Below are 15,041 nucleotides of genomic sequence, written 5' to 3'. Positions count from 1 at the left end.
TTATTTGTTGCTAAGGCAGCGGGCTTGCCCGCCGAAGCCTTGGCGTAGGCGGGGCATAGCGCAGTCCGGTTAGCGCACTAGTTTTGGGAACTAGGAGTCGCAGGTTCGAATCCTGCTGCCCCGACCATTTTTGCGAAGCAAAAATGGTCGGTACGACTTAATAAATAAAAAAAATTTCCATATATTTTAGATTAAAAAAATGTTGAATTACTATGATTCGAAGCCAGATGAACGCCGACTAATATGAATTTATTCCGTAGTTGTTGTTTATAGTTATCCTTGTTATAATAACCACGTTTCATAAGCGGGAGTAGCTCAGTTGGTAGAGCACCAGCCTTCCAAGCTTGAGGTCGCGGGTTCGAGACCCGTCTCCCGCTCCAGTCTTCGTTCGAAGCGAAGCGAGATTACGAAGACTAGCCGCGGTGAAGTCGCTAGACGAAGCCGGGCTTATTATAGATACAGTTCTGTTGCTTCGAACTTCGACTCGGCAGGCCAGATTATATTATGTATTATGTTTATATTCTGAATTCTATTCCCTTTTCAAATAGATTCTATACTGGATTTACTGAAAATCTAGAACAAAGACTAATAGCTCATAACTCTGGCGAAGTTAGTTACACAGCTAAATTTCTTCCATGGAAAATTAAAACTTTTATTGCTTTTACTAGTAGAGAGCAAGCATTACGATTTGAACAATACTTAAAAACAAAGTCTGGAAGGGCTTTTGCAACTAAACGTTTATAGAACAATAAATTCCTGAAGCCTGTCACGGTGTAGTCGTAGACGAAACCAGACAAAGTATGAATCAGTTGTCGTTTAGCTACTGCTGGCACAGCCAATTAGTTTAAACAAATCCCATATGACCACTTCCCTTGATTTCAATTTGACAAAAAGCGTGATAAACAGGAAAATATTGACTTGCGCTGCGCCTGTAGCTCAGTTGGATAGAGCAACGGCCTTCTAAGCCGTAGGTCGCACGTTCGATTCGTGTCAGGCGCGCCACTTTAGCTTTTAGTTGTCTGCAACTAGCTATTAGAAAATTTGTTTGAAGCTTCTACGAATCGAAAGTCGAGGAGCGCGTCCGGTGGACGAAAAGCGAACGTGATGTGAGCGTCAGCGACGAGAACTTGGTCATAGCAAGCGAGTCAGGATAGACGAGCGAAGCAGTGACCGATTCGTGTCAGGCGCGCCACTTATAAAACTATGGTGAGCGTAGCTCAGTTGGTTAGAGCTCCGGTCTGTGGAACCGGTTGTCGTGGGTTCGATCCCCATCGCTCACCCCATTCCAATACTTATAACAATATTTTCCAATGGGGCTTTGCCCCCTTCGGCGTTCGTCACTTTGTTCCTCACTGAACCCCCTGCCGCTTTCAGCGGCACCAAAGGGTTTCTTTCCCTTTGGAAACCCTTAAAAAACTATAGGACTGATAAGAAGATTACGCTTACATAATCAGTTGTAGCTCTATCTTTATTTCCAATAATTAGATTAGTAGTTGAAGTAGTATTTATACAAAATTTAAACAAAAGCGATCGGGGATCGAAAGGTAAGACGCGCCGAGCAGGCGAGGAAAAGCCAGCAGGAAGCTGGCGTCAGCGTCGCTACCCGGGCCGAAGAGAACTGACAGGATGTCAGTGAAAGTAGGCGATCCCCATCGCTCACCCCACTTCGCTTAATTTTTGATTGAGCTTCGCGGGGCAAGCCCCATAAGAATACTTGAAACAATCATTCATCTGCGACGATAATAGATTAGTATGAAGCAAAAAATTATTTCAGTTCCATCCGTTCTTGTTATCGGTAATGTAGGGGTTGACGCATATCCTGATTTGGGTACGAGATATCTGGGCGGATCGTCTTTCAATCTGGCCTGGAACTTGCACCATCTTAAGGATGTTAAGGTCGATTTTTTATCCCGAATCGGTCGGGATGAGCCCGGCAATTGGATATTGCAGGAACTAAAAAAAGCAGGGTTCCCTGTTAGCTCAATTTATCAAGACGATCTTTATTCTACATCTATCGTCAATGTGCACTTAAATTCGGAAGGAATTCCAGCATATCAAATAACTGAAGAAGTTGCAGCAGACCATCTGACAATTTCCGATTTAAAGCAGCTGTCTGATCAAAATTATCATTTGCTGACATTTGGGACAAAGTTGCTTCGTAAAGAAGAAAGTCGTAAAACAGTGCTGCATGCGCTGGAGCAGTTTAAGAATGTTCCGCTTTTTTGGGACCTCAATTTTCGGAAAGATTACCTTAAGAATGTTGTGCTTGACGATCTGCTGGCCAGTACCAGTTATCTTAAGTTGAATAAGGATGAGCTTGTCAGTCTCAGTGATATTTTCAAATTGCAGGGAGATATTATTCGGCGTGTTCGGCAGTTGGCGCAAATTTTTCCCTTAAAAATGATTGTGCTGACGCAGGGTGATAAAGAAAGTATTCTTTGGACTAGTGAAGGATTAGTAACCTGTCCGGTCTCTGCTGTTGATATAGTGGATACGGTTGGCGCAGGCGATGCTTTTTCGGCTATGATGATTAAAGGAATTCTGGCAGGGTGGGGCAATGAAAAAATACTAAAGCTTTCTACGCAATTTGCCGGAGCTATCTGTGGAATAAAAGGAGCTATTGCCCGGGAATCAGCATTTTATGAAAAATACAGTTTTACCAAAAAGTAATAACTAGACTGAAATTCTGGCTTCCTGATAAATTTTAAAAAAATGATTGATCAGTTCTTCATAAAATAGTTTATCAGACAGCTGTTTGTCTATATACCCGTAAACACCCTGAGTTAATGCCTTCATTGCAAGGATCGGATTTTTGCTATCGGTGATCAGTATAATTTTGGCAAACGGTTTAATTTTGTGTATCTGGTTTATTTTATCCAAATCTTCGTTTCCCAGTTCAGGTAAGTTGATCATAATCAAATCAACCACAGGGTGATTGTTAATTTTGTTTATTGTTGCTTTTAAATCTTTCATTTTTTCTAAAACTTTGCAGCGGAATGTTTCATGATTATTTTTTATGAAATTCAATAATTCTGCAGTTTGATCAATAATTAATAAATTTAACTGTTTGAATAATCGAACTTCAGTTTTATCGGTTTTGTTTATCTCATCGCAGATTTTTTTTACAGTTTTGAATATTTCATCTTTTTGGAGGGGTTTTGCCAGAAAATGATTGGCACCCAGTAGTATGCAATTCTGAATTACACTCTGGGTAGCATTGGCGCTGATCATAATGACTTTGACTTTCGGGCAGATGTTTTTTATTTCCTTCAGGACCGAACGGCCGTCTACTTTGTTTAATCTGATATCCAGAGTAATAATATCAACTGACTGATAACATTCCTTCAGCTTTGATATGGCTTCCAGGGCATCAGTAGCTGTGCCGGAAATTTTGCCGCCGAAACATTCAAACAAATTTGACAAGGTATAGGTAATATAGGAACAATCATCGATAATGAAGAAATTAAACTTTTTTCCATCACTTCTCAGACCTAACTGATATGTCTCCATGATATACCCCCAATTTCCCCTGATATTAAGATCGCTTATTCCTCAAGAAATCTTGTATTCTATTTTTTGAATATATTTTTTTGTTACCTATTATGAATATATTATTATATTCATTAACTATAACGAAACGCTCTTCGCCCGACCGTATTGTATTTCTGTTCATATCAAGTCATAATGTACAACGCTGCGCCTGTAGCTCAGTTGGATAGAGTAACGGACTTCGAATCCGTGTGTCGGAGGTTCGAATCCTCTCAGGCGCGCCAGTCTTCGCTTCGCTCTTTGAGCTACGTGGGACAAGGCGTTAGTCACTACATTTTATTGACTATGCAGTTTGTTCGGCACACCATACGTTCATTAAGCGCTTGTAGTCCCGAGAAATCAGGCCATGCTTCGCAGGCCTTGATTTCTCTAGGATCTCCCGTCAGACTTTGAAATTAGTCTGACGAGGACTCTAGAGATTGTTCGAAAGTTAAAACTTTAACAATCTCGGAGCTCGAAATGCATACGAAATCATAGATTTCGGGCATTTCGGGACTCAGTTGGCATTTGGTATAATAGGTATCGGATTTAATAAGTTTTAAGCGCCTGTAGCTCAGTGGATAGAGCACCGGCCTCCGGAGCCGGGTGTCGGGGGTTCGATTCCCTTCAGGCGCGCCATGATTTACGCCACAATCAACTTTTGTCCAATGGGGCTCCGCCCCCTTCGGCGCTCGCTCTTTATTCGCTCGCTGAACCCCCTTCGCTGACGCTCAGAACCAAAGGGTTTTCTTCCCTTTGGAATCCCTTAATGAATAACGATTTATTATCAATTGTGTTTTTTTTTATTTGATGTACCTGAACTTCTAATTGGTCTTGGTACTCCTAGTCTAAAGTCTTAATAAACTTTAGCTAAAAGTACTCGACCCCCTTAAGTTGACTATCATTATTGAGAGTTGAACATTTTGCAAAGATGACTTGATTAAAAAAGCGAGGCTAGTCGCGCCATAGATTTATCGAAGGCGGACAAGAATCTTGCTACGGCTAGGCAGGCCACTTCTCTTTTTGCAGAAGGAATCGAAAGTCGAGTAGCGCTGATAAATTTCACAATAGAATTAGGGATTTGTTTTAAATATTAATAGATTGTTCAGCTATATTCTTCCTGATATAATAACCCCGGATTATTTGCTTGACTGTCGGACGTTGTCATGCGGAGTTCAAAAGCCAGTTGGTGAGAACTAAATTGTGTCGCGACAGTGGTATTTGTAAATAGGCACCGTTAGCTCAGCCCCGTAGAACCAGAAATCTATGATTTCGTGGTTATACGAGGGTCCTCGAAATGCGGACGAAATCAAAGATTTCGAGCATTTCGGGACTGGTAGAGCAAATTGTGAGAAAATATGAGGCATGTAAATAGGCACCGTTAGCTCAGCTGGTAGAGCAATTGACTCTTAATCAATGGGCCGCAGGTTCGACTCCTGCACGGTGCACCAGCCTTCGCTTTGCGAAGAGCGAAGCGATGAGGAGTAAAATTTATTTATGAATCTGGAACGACTACAAAATATTATTAATCTGATCAGGGAAAACCTGGTTTATCTGCTGAAAAAAACCTCTCTGGCAGTTCTTTTCTTGTTGCTTATTTTTACTTTTATTATTTTTATTATTTTTTATTTTAACGGTTCTTTTTTTAAAGTAGAGTGGATCATAAGTTTTCTTTTCGGAAGCCTTGTTGCGCTTCTCAGTTTAAATTTCAGCCTGCCATTCGGTTTTATGTTCCTAAAAAAAAGAGAAGTCAGGTCCATAGAAAAACCCGATAAACTGTTTGATTTATATTTCGGGACAGGTTTGTTTACTGCATTGTTGATGATAATAATTCCTTTACTCGGACTTTTTGTTTCTTTATATATATTAGGAATAAATTCTGTCATCTATTATCTGTTGGGGCTTAGTATAGTTTCTTTCTTTATTCGCATCGGTGGAGGAATTTTTGCCAAAGCGGCGGATATTTCTTCTAATTTTATGGTTAATGAAAGCAAGGAAAAGATTAATTGTAACGATTACAGGAATGTCTCTTCAATTGCCGATAAAATAGGTGATTTCTTAAATAATGGACTGGCTTTAAACATGGACCTGGTGGAATCATTTGTCGGAATAATTGTAGCTGTAATTTTTTATGTGAATCTCTATGTCCTGGATAAAAGTATTACTTTTACAACATTTGTAAATATTGTTTCTTACCCCCTGATAATAATTGTAGCCAGTATTCTTTTGAGCTTTATAGCAGGATTTGTGCTCCTGTTCCTGAAAAGAAAAACAGTTCTGGGCAGCACTCTAAAACCCCTACATGGCATTTATTTATCTCTGGTTTTAATAACAATATTCTCTTTTATTTTTTCGAATTATCATCAGGTATTGTTTTTTCAATTCATATCTTTTCTGGGAACCAGCCCAAATTACAGCCCTTTTATTTGTATTTTTATGGGACTTGCTCTGGCTGTTGTAATTGGACTTGCTACCGATTACTACACATCGGACGCTCACAAACCTGTTAAAGAGATAGTAAAGTTTTCTGAATACAGCCATGTTACCAACGAGCTTAACGGTTTGGCTGTTGGTATGAAGAGCCTGTATATACCGATAATTCTTGAAGCCCTGTTCATACTTGTCAGCTATAAATTATCCGGGTATTACGGAATTATACTTCTGGCAACAGGACTTTTATCTATGGCTCCGATAATCATCGCGTCATCCATCTACGCGCCATTTGCGGATAATGTGAACGGTATAATTAAGATGGAAACAGGTGACACATATGCGCAGAATGCGGTTTTTGAACAATTTAATTCTATTGGCAATACGCTTTCGGCCCTGGCCAAGAATTTCGCGGCCAATGCGGTGCTGATTGTGGTATTTTCGCTGTTCATTTCTTTTGTAAAACTTTCCGGGCTTAAATATCAGGCCATACCTATATTTCATCCGGTAATTCTGGCAGCCTTATTTATAGGGGGATTACTGCCTTTTATTTTGTCATCTACGTTAATACGCGCATTATCGTTTTCTACTATTCAGATGTTTGAGGAATCAAAATTACAGCTGAACAGCATCCCTTATCTCAAAGAAAAGCAAGCTTTTCCGGATGTTCGTCGTTTTATTAAAACAAGTGGTATTAAAATAATTAAAGACCTTATTGCCCCATCTGTTCTAGTCTTCTTGCTGCCGGTGATAATCGGCAAATTTTTTGGAATTGAAATCTTGTCAGCAGTATTTATCGGAATCATGCTCAGCGGAATTTTTTTATCTATCAGTTATGCCAATACCGGTGCAGTGCTGGATAATAGTAAAAAAATGATAGAAAAAGGTTATTTCGGTGGCACGGGTACGCCTACATATTCCAATGCAATATCAGGAGATTTGTTTGGGGATGCCTTAAAGGACCTGATTGGACCGTCGCTTAATAATTTTATCAAAGTTGTCATTATTATTTCGATAATCATCATACCAATAATAATATAGGAGGAGAAAATGGGAAAAGTTATCATAGCCGGGAACTGGAAAATGTATACGGATATAAATGAAGCCTGTAAACTGGCTGATGAGCTGGTTAATGGATTCAATAATAAAAATAATGTGGAGGTTGTAATCTGTCCTCCGTTCACCAATCTTTTTGAGGTAAAAAAAGTAACAAAAGACAGCTCAATCAAATTGGGGGCGCAGAACATGTATCCCGAAGAGAAAGGCGCGTATACCGGCGAGATTTCTCCGCTCATGATAAAAAGCGCAGGCTGTAGCTATGTGATTATAGGGCACTCTGAAAGAAGAGAATATTTTAAAGAAAGTAACGATTTCCTAAATAAAAAAATAAAATGTGCTTTGAACTTTGGTTTAACTCCTATCTATTGTGTAGGTGAGAAGCTGGAAGAAAGAGAAGCCAACAAAACCTTCAAGGTTTTAGAAACTCAGCTCAAGGAAGGTTTAGAGGGTTTTGCTGCTGATGAATTAAAGAAAATAGTTATTGCTTATGAGCCTGTATGGGCCATCGGTACGGGCAAAACAGCATCACCGGCTCAGGCCGAAGAAGTACATGCTTTTATCCGTGATCAGTTGTCTGTTTTATCGGATAAAGGAACCGCGCAGGCAATTACTATACAATACGGAGGCAGCGTGAAACCCGATAATGTTACAGAACTTATGAAACAACCGAATATTGATGGAGCTCTGGTTGGTGGCGCAAGTTTAAAGGCCGACAGTTTTTTGAGCATTATCAATTTTTAGCCTGACCTCTGAGGCAGGTTTTATTAATTAAAAAGAAAAAAGCAGGAAGGAGAAATAAAATGGTTAGTTATAAAGAATTAGGTTTGGTAAATACACGGGAGATGTTTAAAAAAGCAGTTAAGGGTGGTTATGCTATTCCTGCTTATAATTTTAACAATATGGAACAACTGCAGGCAATTATGATAGGTTGCGCGGAAACAAAATCACCTGTAATTATTCAGGTATCTTCCGGTGCCAGAAAGTATGCAAATCAGACAATGCTGCGCTATATGGCACAGGGAGCTGTAGAAATGGTCAAATCCATGGGTGTTAGTATTCCCATTTGTTTGCATCTGGATCACGGTGATACTTTTGAACTGGCCAAGTCTTGCATAGACACCGGTTTTTCATCTGTAATGATTGACGCTTCACATTTTCCTTATGAAGAAAATGTAAAAGTTTCCAAACAGGTTGTGGAATACGCGCATGCCCATGATGTAACGGTGGAAGCCGAACTGGGTGTACTTGCCGGAATAGAAGACGAAGTTTCCGCGGAACATTCCAATTATACAAATCCTGATGAGGTAGAAGATTTTGTAAAGAAAACCGGAGTAGACAGCCTGGCCATATCTATCGGGACCAGTCATGGTGCCTATAAATTTAAACCCAAAGACTGCAAGCTGGTTAATGGTGTCCTGGTCCCTCCGCCTTTGAGATTTGATATTCTGGAAGAAGTTGAAAAACGTCTGCCCGGTTTCCCCATTGTTTTACATGGCGCTTCCTCAGTTGTGCCCAGGTATGTAGATATGATCAATAAATTTGGAGGCAAACTGGAAGCCGCTGTCGGTATTCCTGAAGAGCAGCTAAGAAGAGCCGCAAAAAGCGCAGTATGCAAAATAAATATAGATAGTGACGGTCGTCTGGCCATGACCGCGGCAATCCGCAAAGTTTTCGTGGAAAAACCGGCTGAATTTGATCCCCGAAAATATCTGGGGCCGGCACGTGATGAACTTGTGGAATTAATTAAACACAAGAATATTAATGTTCTTGGCAGTGCCAATCAGGCTTAAGAGGTAATAATAATAATGTCTAATATCAAAGCAACCCTAACCGAGTCAGAAAAATGTAATTCGTTATTTGAAAAAGCAATTCGTGAAATGGATATTCCAACATGCAGGGTATTTCTAAGCAGTGGAGACATTAGTCCGATTGCTTTTCTGGAAATAAAAGGCGCTGTACTTTCTACGAAGGATACTACCCGGGTGAATGAATCTTTTCCGAAAACTCAGGCGGTATCTCTGAATAAGCCTTTGGAGGCGTCTGGTATTAATACCTCTCCGGAAAAAAATAAACGGGTTGCGGTTTTGTTTTCCGGAGGTCCCGCATCTGGGGGACATAATGTGATTGTGGGTCTGAAAAGAATTTTAGGCAGAGAGAATACCTTGTTGGGTGTAAAAGCAGGGCCCAAGGGGCTGCTGGAAGGTAAACTATTCGAGATCAAAGACGCGGACATTGATCGTATTGTAAATACCGGAGGCTTTGATTTTCTGGGTAGTGACAGAACAAAAATAAAAACAGCTGAACAATTCGAAAAAGTAAAAAAGACTTGTGTTGATTTTAATCTGGACGCGATAGTTGTTATCGGTGGAGATGACTCAAATACAAACGCGGCAGTATTGGCCGAGATATTGTATGAGGGTATAAAAAAAGATGGCAGCGGTGTTCAGGTTATCGGTGTTCCTAAAACAATAGACGGTGATTTGCAGATAGGGGATCTGCTGCCCATATCTTTCGGGTTTGACACAGCTACAAAAATTTATTCGGAAATGGTAGGCAACATACTGCAGGACACACCATCATCTAGAAAATACTGGCATTTTATAAAACTCATGGGTCGGGCTGCTTCACATGTGGCCCTGGAAGTTGCTTTACAGACGAAACCGGCAATTACATTGATCTCCGAGGAAGTTGCGGAAAAGAAAATGTCTTTGAGCGAAATAGTTGATTATGTGGCTAACATTGTTATCAACAGAGCTAAAAACGGAATAAATTACGGAGCGGTTATTATTCCCGAAGGTTTGATCGAATTTATTCCGGAAATCAACGCGCTTATTGCCGAGTTGAATGATCAGGTAGCGCGTTACAAGGCGTTACTGGATGAAAAGAATATGGAAGAAAAAAGGGATTTCATTTATACGAAACTAACCCCCATTCATGCTCAGTTGATGGCGTCATTGCCTGACTATATCGAGGAAATGCTGTTAGCCGAAAGAGACTCCCACGGTAACTTGCAGGTTTCTTTAATTCCTACAGACAAGCTGCTCATAGATATGACTGCCAGAAGAGTGAGAGAAATAGATCCGGAGGTTAAGTTTAACACCCAGAATCATTTCTTTGGTTATGAAGGACGTTGCGGTGCGCCAACATTGTTTGATGCCGCTTATACTTATAATCTGGGATTAACTGCCGGCTCATTAATACTTGCAGGGAAAACCGGTTATATAGCCAGTGTTACTGCCTTGGAAGAGGGCGGGAGACCGGTAGCTTTGCCTCTAACCGGACTTCTGAATATAGAACGGCGTCAGGGCCATGATGAAATGGTTATCGAGAAAGCACTTGTGAAAACCGATTCGCCTGCCTTTCAATATTTTGAAGCCAGACGCGAAAGATGGTCAGAGGCTGATTGTTTCTGCTCACCAGGTCCCAGACAATTATGGGGACCAGCCGCGAAACAAATACCTATTTCTGTGGCTTTAAACAGAGGGTATGCGTCATTAGGTTTTAATTTTTAAACTTTTTTTTAATCAATATGATGATCAACTTTTTGTTGTAGTTCGTGTTCATTAAATAGTTTTTGATTATAGACTTCTATTTCTCTCGCGGTTTCCAGAGCTGCTTTTTGTGATTCTTCATCAAGTTTGGCGGCTTCTTTTTCTTCTTTTGTTTCCACATAGGGATTTTTATTTAGTCCCAGCATTTCAGCAAAGGTATCGCTTTCCACATTATCTTTTACAATTTTACTTTCCAGAGATTGAATTTCGTTAATACCGGCCATAATTCCTCCCTTCATATATGTCTATGCTCAACTGTCATTCCCGTGGAAACGGGAATCCGGAGTTTCGTTGAATATTGGAGCCCCAAGCTAGGGATGACATCAATTGTTATACATATATTATATCGCAATATTTGCAGAGAAATTTGTATAGATTTTTTTTAATATTACGTCTAAATTATTTTATTAACAACGGTTCTTCTTCTAGCTCCAGAGTAACTTCCACATTATTTTTAACAGCCAGAGAATAAGGACAAAGGTGATGCGCAGCTTCCATTATGGACCTGGCTGTAGTTGTATCCAGTCCGGGAAGTTTCACAACAAGCTTTACTTGAAGGTTATAAATATCTTTTTCATTTTTAAACAAACCGACGTGCGCAGTAACAGAAAAATCCTGCAAGGAAATATTTTTTTTACGCGCTGCGCTTTGCATGGCACTTCCGAAACAGGTAGAATATCCGGCAGCGAATAATTGCTCCGGATTTGTCAGTTTCACGCCAGGGCCATTCATTTCTTTGGGCAAGGCTACGTCCATATCAAGTACTCCGTCGCAAGAAGTAATATGCCCGTTGCGGCCGCCTTTGTTTGTAACTATTGCTTCATATTTAATTTTCATATCTTAGTCCTATCAAGTATATTTAACATGATTAAAGCTTAAAATCATCTTTGTTATGTCCCTTTTTCCTGACCGGGTTCCTTTATTTCATCCGGAAGAATTGTGGAGTTTTTTTTATTTAGAGTACTAAAAATTAGGCAGGTCAAAACATTAATTAAATTTGTGAAATTTTTATCTCGCACTATATTTTTTTTAAAATAACTAAAGGTGATATTCATATAATCAGGTATCAATAGCCAGGAAAGAGAAATAAGTTCTGCCCAACGATTTATTGAGATACCTAAACATTCCAGAGGAGATAGTGCACGTTTTATAATCTTGCCAAAATTCCGAATGTTGGATGTGCGCATGAATATTGAAGATATTATCAGCAGCAAGATTATCCGACCGGCAAATATAACACCGGCGCGAACTCCAGTGGATGTCAATTTCAAAAAATAGAGGTTTAAGATGGTATTACCCTGTCCGGTAAAAAGCGTCGGGACAAGAAAAGCTAACACTATAAATACCAACATTTTCCTGACATCGGCGCTGATTTTTTTAACAGACAAACGATAACCTAAGGTCAGTACCAGACAGAAGGCCAAGGCTACAGAATAAAATTTTATACTGGGGAAATAAATTATAATAAAAGAAAAAGCCAGAGTAAGCAGAAACTTTATCCCGGGATTTATGTTTAGTCCCCAAATTTTGTAATCTTTTTTTTGTTTATCAGATGGCTGGGCCTGCCTGAGTATATCCAGATTGTATTCTATGTCTGAAAACGAAAGGTTTTCTTCCGAATCGAAACGTTTATTCAAATTAATCGCGATTATTCCGGTTAATATGCCCATAATAACTCCGCTGAGCATTAACCACGGTGTTAGTAAAAATATTCCCGGATGATGTATAAGCAGCAGGTAAACCAGAGATAGCTGGATAAGGTTATGAGATAAAGCTCCAAATTGGCTGATAGTCATGAGGCTCATTTTTAAAGGGTTATATCTGATCAGGCTCTGATAGACAATACCCATTATCAAAGTACTGCCGATTGCCGCGCAGAGGCTTAACATGAATCCCGGCGCGAGAAAAGACCCCAGAAGCAAGGAGCTGATGAGTACCCGCAGGACTGCAACCTCCAGGGCTGTGCTAAACCCCAGCTGCACAAGCACTACAAGTGTTACCATATTAGCCAGGCCAAGCCTGACGCCCGGAAAAGGATTGGGAAAAAGATACTCAAGCATTTGCAATACGCTGGCCCAGGCGATAAAAAAAGCTATAAGATAGTTGGATTTTATCGAGATTCGCGGATGGGTTATGTCAGTCATTTTATTTTGTTATTCCATGATAAGCGGAGTCAGCCGCCTGACCTGTAATTTCAACGAGAATTTTGTTCGGGACACAGACAATAATCTGGTTTGGTTCGGAAATCCAGCCGGTATTTTTGCATATTTGTAATGGGCAATTTACTTCAAATACGCGGATTTTACCTTTACTTATTATGAGTTGCATTTTATCCAAACGGATTAAACCGGGATGCTCCAGATCGGTTTCCTTTATTAATTTCCCTTGTTCATAAATACGTACAGTTTTATGATGTGTACCAAATAATGTTATCTGCCCGGTCAGAAGATAAAGCGCTATGAAAACGATCAGCGCTGCGAGAACCAGATCGCTAAAGGATATATTATAAAAAAAGTTTTTGTTGTTTTGCATCATAGATATTTAACCATAAGGACCAAAACTTTAACAGAATCATCCTTGTTTTGCAGTTAGTGGGCATTGACTTTTACTATGTTTACTTTTAATCTGATACAGATTATTTATGAAAAAAAATATTGTTATAATATGCTTAACTCTAATTTTATTATTTTTGCTTGCTCTGTATCTTAGAACGATAACAAACCCTGAATTACAGAAAAAAACCCAAATACTTATGGACACATACTGTACGATAACAGTACCCGGTGGCCCGGAAAGCATTGCGGCTATTGATAAAGCATTTGCCAGGATGCGAGAGGTAGACCAAAAATTCAGTATAGGGAACAGTTTGAATGCTATATCCGCGTTTAACGAAAGGAATATACCCATTGACGATGCGGAGATAGCGAATGTTGTAAGGGTTGCAATAAAGTACTCCGAAATCATGGATGGTGCTTTTGACATAACAATTGAGCCGCTGGTCAGGCTTTGGGGATTTTACGGTGAAGAGGCTCAACATGTCCCGGATATAAGAGAAATACAAAAAAGATTACCGCTGGTTAATTATCATTTTTTGAAAGTCGGCGGTAATATTGTTATCAAGACAATTCCGGGCGTAGGTGTGGATTTCGGTGGTATTGCCAAGGGTTATGCCGTACAACAGGCAGTAAAGGTTTTACGTGAACAAGGCATAAAGTCCGCTTTAATCGATGCGGGTGGGCAGATATATACTCTGGGCCTTTATCAAGGCAAAGAATGGAAAATAGGCGTAAAACATCCCAGAAACGAAGGCGTAATGAGCGGACTGAAAATATCCGATATGTCCGCGGCTACTTCAGGGGATTATCAACGGTTTTTTATTGAAAAAGGCGTCAGGTACTGTCACCTGATCAATCCACGGACAGGATTCCCCGGAAGCGATATTATCGGTATTACCGTAATTCATCCGGACCCTATGATCGCGGATGTGTTATCAAAATCTTTTATTTTAGGCAAAGACAAAGCTTTAAAGCTAATAAATTCAATCCCGGAGGCAGATTGTATTTTAATGACGAATACCAATGAAATATATTATTCAGACAAAATTAAAAAAAGACTTTTAAAATTAAATACAATTACCCACTAAAAACAATCAACGTTTTCCTGCAACAGTATCATATTTACGATATTTTTCAATAATCGAATGATGGATCAATTCTTTAATAATATTTTTGATTTGAGATTTCATGGAAGAAGTTATTGATAATCGGTTCACTTCTTTAAACAAAACTTTCTCCTCCCTTCTGAAATGTATCGGGACCAGAGAAGTGTCCAGAAAAATAGCTATATTTGTTATAAAGTCTATATCCAGAATATCTTCCTCATCATGTTTACACAGGTAATTTTCTATATAATTAAAAATACGACGTACCACCATGTGATCATCCTTGATAACAGGTAAATAGTCATTTTTTAGATGTTTTGTTCAATGTCGTTCATCATCCTTTGAAACTATATTAAATTTCAGTTTAGCTTCAGTATAAGAACATTTTAAAAACAAAAGAAGGTGTACAAGTGTTAATTTGCTGACTTATTTGCGCATATTAAAAGGCCTATGAAAAGGCTTTTTAGAATTATTCAGTGGGGGAAAAAGGTCTTAAAAAGGTTACTTTAACGGGTAGTATCAATAATTTTTAGGATGTAAAATTTATTTCTTAAATCTGCAAGGTTTGAAGAAGGAGAAATTAATGAAAAGAAGAATATTAATGTTCACTATATTAGTTATAATGGTAGGGTCAGCAAGTATGGCCTTCAGTCCGGCGGTATTAGGTGGAGCCAGAAATGGGGTAGCGCTGGGTATAGTTATGGAAAACAATGCTCCCAATTATGAACCGCTAAGGTTCGGCTTTGAAGCGAATACTTCGAATACACCTGTTGTAGCATTTATAGGAGGGAAGTGGTTCCTGAGTAATGTAG

Annotated in this window: 14 protein-coding genes and 7 tRNA genes; 15 read left to right on the top strand and 6 right to left on the bottom strand. The window is 39.5% G+C overall.

Annotated elements, in window-relative coordinates; all coding sequences use genetic code 11:
- The first annotated feature begins 49 nt into the window (after positions 1–49).
- From PHV30_09600 to PHV30_09575, 6 genes are all read left to right on the top strand, one after another.
- Positions 50–127 (top strand) — tRNA-Pro (locus PHV30_09600).
- 177 nt (positions 128–304) lie between these two features.
- Positions 305–380, top strand: a tRNA-Gly gene (locus PHV30_09595).
- A 124-nt stretch (positions 381–504) separates the two neighbouring features.
- Positions 505–744: a GIY-YIG nuclease family protein gene (locus PHV30_09590; protein ID MDD5457269.1), complete on the top strand. Its 240-nt coding sequence runs from the start codon at positions 505–507 to the stop codon at positions 742–744.
- 181 nt (positions 745–925) lie between these two features.
- Positions 926–1,002 (top strand) — tRNA-Arg (locus PHV30_09585).
- Between the two features lie 204 nt (positions 1,003–1,206).
- A tRNA-His gene (locus PHV30_09580) sits at positions 1,207–1,283 on the top strand.
- A 469-nt stretch (positions 1,284–1,752) separates the two neighbouring features.
- Positions 1,753–2,670, top strand: a complete 918-nt coding sequence (locus PHV30_09575; GenBank protein MDD5457268.1) for a PfkB family carbohydrate kinase — start codon at positions 1,753–1,755, stop codon at positions 2,668–2,670.
- A 3-nt stretch (positions 2,671–2,673) separates the two neighbouring features.
- Here the strand turns inward: PHV30_09575 and PHV30_09570 are convergent, their stop codons facing one another.
- Positions 2,674–3,510: a response regulator gene (locus tag PHV30_09570; protein ID MDD5457267.1), complete on the bottom strand. Its 837-nt coding sequence runs from the start codon at positions 3,508–3,510 to the stop codon at positions 2,674–2,676.
- Positions 3,511–3,696: 186 nt separating this feature from the next.
- Here PHV30_09570 and PHV30_09565 point away from each other — a divergent pair.
- The 7 genes from PHV30_09565 (at position 3,697) to PHV30_09535 (ending at position 10,529) form a co-directional block, all read left to right on the top strand.
- Positions 3,697–3,773: transfer RNA gene (locus tag PHV30_09565), tRNA-Arg, on the top strand.
- Between the two features lie 318 nt (positions 3,774–4,091).
- A tRNA-Arg gene (locus tag PHV30_09560) sits at positions 4,092–4,167 on the top strand.
- Positions 4,168–4,903: 736 nt separating this feature from the next.
- A tRNA-Lys gene (locus PHV30_09555) sits at positions 4,904–4,979 on the top strand.
- A 46-nt stretch (positions 4,980–5,025) separates the two neighbouring features.
- Positions 5,026–6,999, top strand: a complete 1,974-nt coding sequence (locus PHV30_09550) for a sodium/proton-translocating pyrophosphatase (GenBank protein ID MDD5457266.1) — start codon at positions 5,026–5,028, stop codon at positions 6,997–6,999.
- A 9-nt stretch (positions 7,000–7,008) separates the two neighbouring features.
- Complete coding sequence (gene tpiA / locus PHV30_09545; protein ID MDD5457265.1) at positions 7,009–7,758, top strand: triose-phosphate isomerase; 750 nt, start codon at positions 7,009–7,011, stop codon at positions 7,756–7,758.
- Positions 7,759–7,817: 59 nt separating this feature from the next.
- Positions 7,818–8,807, top strand: coding sequence for a class II fructose-1,6-bisphosphate aldolase (locus PHV30_09540; GenBank protein MDD5457264.1), 990 nt, complete (start codon positions 7,818–7,820; stop codon positions 8,805–8,807).
- A gap of 15 nt (positions 8,808–8,822) precedes the next feature.
- On the top strand, positions 8,823–10,529 hold the full coding sequence (locus PHV30_09535) for a diphosphate--fructose-6-phosphate 1-phosphotransferase (protein ID MDD5457263.1): 1,707 nt from the start codon (positions 8,823–8,825) through the stop codon (positions 10,527–10,529).
- Positions 10,530–10,537: 8 nt separating this feature from the next.
- Here PHV30_09535 and PHV30_09530 read toward each other — a convergent pair whose 3' ends face one another.
- The 4 genes from PHV30_09530 to PHV30_09515 form a co-directional block, all read right to left on the bottom strand.
- The gene (locus PHV30_09530; protein MDD5457262.1) at positions 10,538–10,807 is read right to left on the bottom strand and encodes a hypothetical protein; all 270 of its coding nucleotides are present in this window, start codon (positions 10,805–10,807) and stop codon (positions 10,538–10,540) included.
- Between the two features lie 160 nt (positions 10,808–10,967).
- On the bottom strand, positions 10,968–11,405 hold the full coding sequence (locus PHV30_09525) for an organic hydroperoxide resistance protein (protein MDD5457261.1): 438 nt from the start codon (positions 11,403–11,405) through the stop codon (positions 10,968–10,970).
- A 53-nt stretch (positions 11,406–11,458) separates the two neighbouring features.
- Positions 11,459–12,712, bottom strand: coding sequence for a Gx transporter family protein (locus PHV30_09520; protein ID MDD5457260.1), 1,254 nt, complete (start codon positions 12,710–12,712; stop codon positions 11,459–11,461).
- A 1-nt stretch (position 12,713) separates the two neighbouring features.
- The gene (locus tag PHV30_09515; GenBank protein ID MDD5457259.1) at positions 12,714–13,103 is read right to left on the bottom strand and encodes a NusG domain II-containing protein; all 390 of its coding nucleotides are present in this window, start codon (positions 13,101–13,103) and stop codon (positions 12,714–12,716) included.
- Positions 13,104–13,209: 106 nt separating this feature from the next.
- On the opposite strand from PHV30_09515, the gene PHV30_09510 reads away from it, so the two are divergent.
- Positions 13,210–14,211 (top strand): FAD:protein FMN transferase, encoded by a 1,002-nt coding sequence (locus tag PHV30_09510; protein ID MDD5457258.1) that lies wholly within the window; start codon positions 13,210–13,212, stop codon positions 14,209–14,211.
- 6 nt (positions 14,212–14,217) lie between these two features.
- On the opposite strand, the gene PHV30_09505 is transcribed toward PHV30_09510, so the two are convergent.
- Positions 14,218–14,502: a hypothetical protein gene (locus tag PHV30_09505; protein MDD5457257.1), complete on the bottom strand. Its 285-nt coding sequence runs from the start codon at positions 14,500–14,502 to the stop codon at positions 14,218–14,220.
- Between the two features lie 310 nt (positions 14,503–14,812).
- On the opposite strand from PHV30_09505, the gene PHV30_09500 reads away from it, so the two are divergent.
- Positions 14,813–15,041: hypothetical protein (locus tag PHV30_09500; protein MDD5457256.1), on the top strand; the 229-nt coding region annotated here is incomplete at its 3' end.

It is taken from the genome of Candidatus Margulisiibacteriota bacterium, from assembly GCA_028715625.1.
Lineage (GTDB): Bacteria > Margulisbacteria > Riflemargulisbacteria > GWF2-35-9 > GWF2-35-9 > JAQURL01.
Note: the sequence above shows the minus strand (reverse complement) of the source record. Positions and strands in the feature narration are given on the sequence as shown.

What these genes read in the sequence shown, in the direction of transcription:
- PHV30_09590 (MDD5457269.1), top strand. Translation starts at nt 505, where the DNA reads ATGTATTATGTTTATATTCTGAATTCTATTCCCTTTTCAAATAGATTC.
- PHV30_09515 (MDD5457259.1), bottom strand. Translation starts at nt 13,103, where the DNA reads ATGATGCAAAACAACAAAAACTTTTTTTATAATATATCCTTTAGCGAT.
- PHV30_09575 (MDD5457268.1), top strand. Translation starts at nt 1,753, where the DNA reads ATGAAGCAAAAAATTATTTCAGTTCCATCCGTTCTTGTTATCGGTAAT.
- PHV30_09505 (MDD5457257.1), bottom strand. Translation starts at nt 14,502, where the DNA reads ATGGTGGTACGTCGTATTTTTAATTATATAGAAAATTACCTGTGTAAA.
- PHV30_09530 (MDD5457262.1), bottom strand. Translation starts at nt 10,807, where the DNA reads ATGAAGGGAGGAATTATGGCCGGTATTAACGAAATTCAATCTCTGGAA.
- PHV30_09510 (MDD5457258.1), top strand. Translation starts at nt 13,210, where the DNA reads ATGAAAAAAAATATTGTTATAATATGCTTAACTCTAATTTTATTATTT.
- PHV30_09535 (MDD5457263.1), top strand. Translation starts at nt 8,823, where the DNA reads ATGTCTAATATCAAAGCAACCCTAACCGAGTCAGAAAAATGTAATTCG.
- PHV30_09525 (MDD5457261.1), bottom strand. Translation starts at nt 11,405, where the DNA reads ATGAAAATTAAATATGAAGCAATAGTTACAAACAAAGGCGGCCGCAAC.
- PHV30_09570 (MDD5457267.1), bottom strand. Translation starts at nt 3,510, where the DNA reads ATGGAGACATATCAGTTAGGTCTGAGAAGTGATGGAAAAAAGTTTAAT.
- PHV30_09520 (MDD5457260.1), bottom strand. Translation starts at nt 12,712, where the DNA reads ATGACTGACATAACCCATCCGCGAATCTCGATAAAATCCAACTATCTT.
- PHV30_09540 (MDD5457264.1), top strand. Translation starts at nt 7,818, where the DNA reads ATGGTTAGTTATAAAGAATTAGGTTTGGTAAATACACGGGAGATGTTT.
- PHV30_09550 (MDD5457266.1), top strand. Translation starts at nt 5,026, where the DNA reads ATGAATCTGGAACGACTACAAAATATTATTAATCTGATCAGGGAAAAC.
- tpiA (MDD5457265.1), top strand. Translation starts at nt 7,009, where the DNA reads ATGGGAAAAGTTATCATAGCCGGGAACTGGAAAATGTATACGGATATA.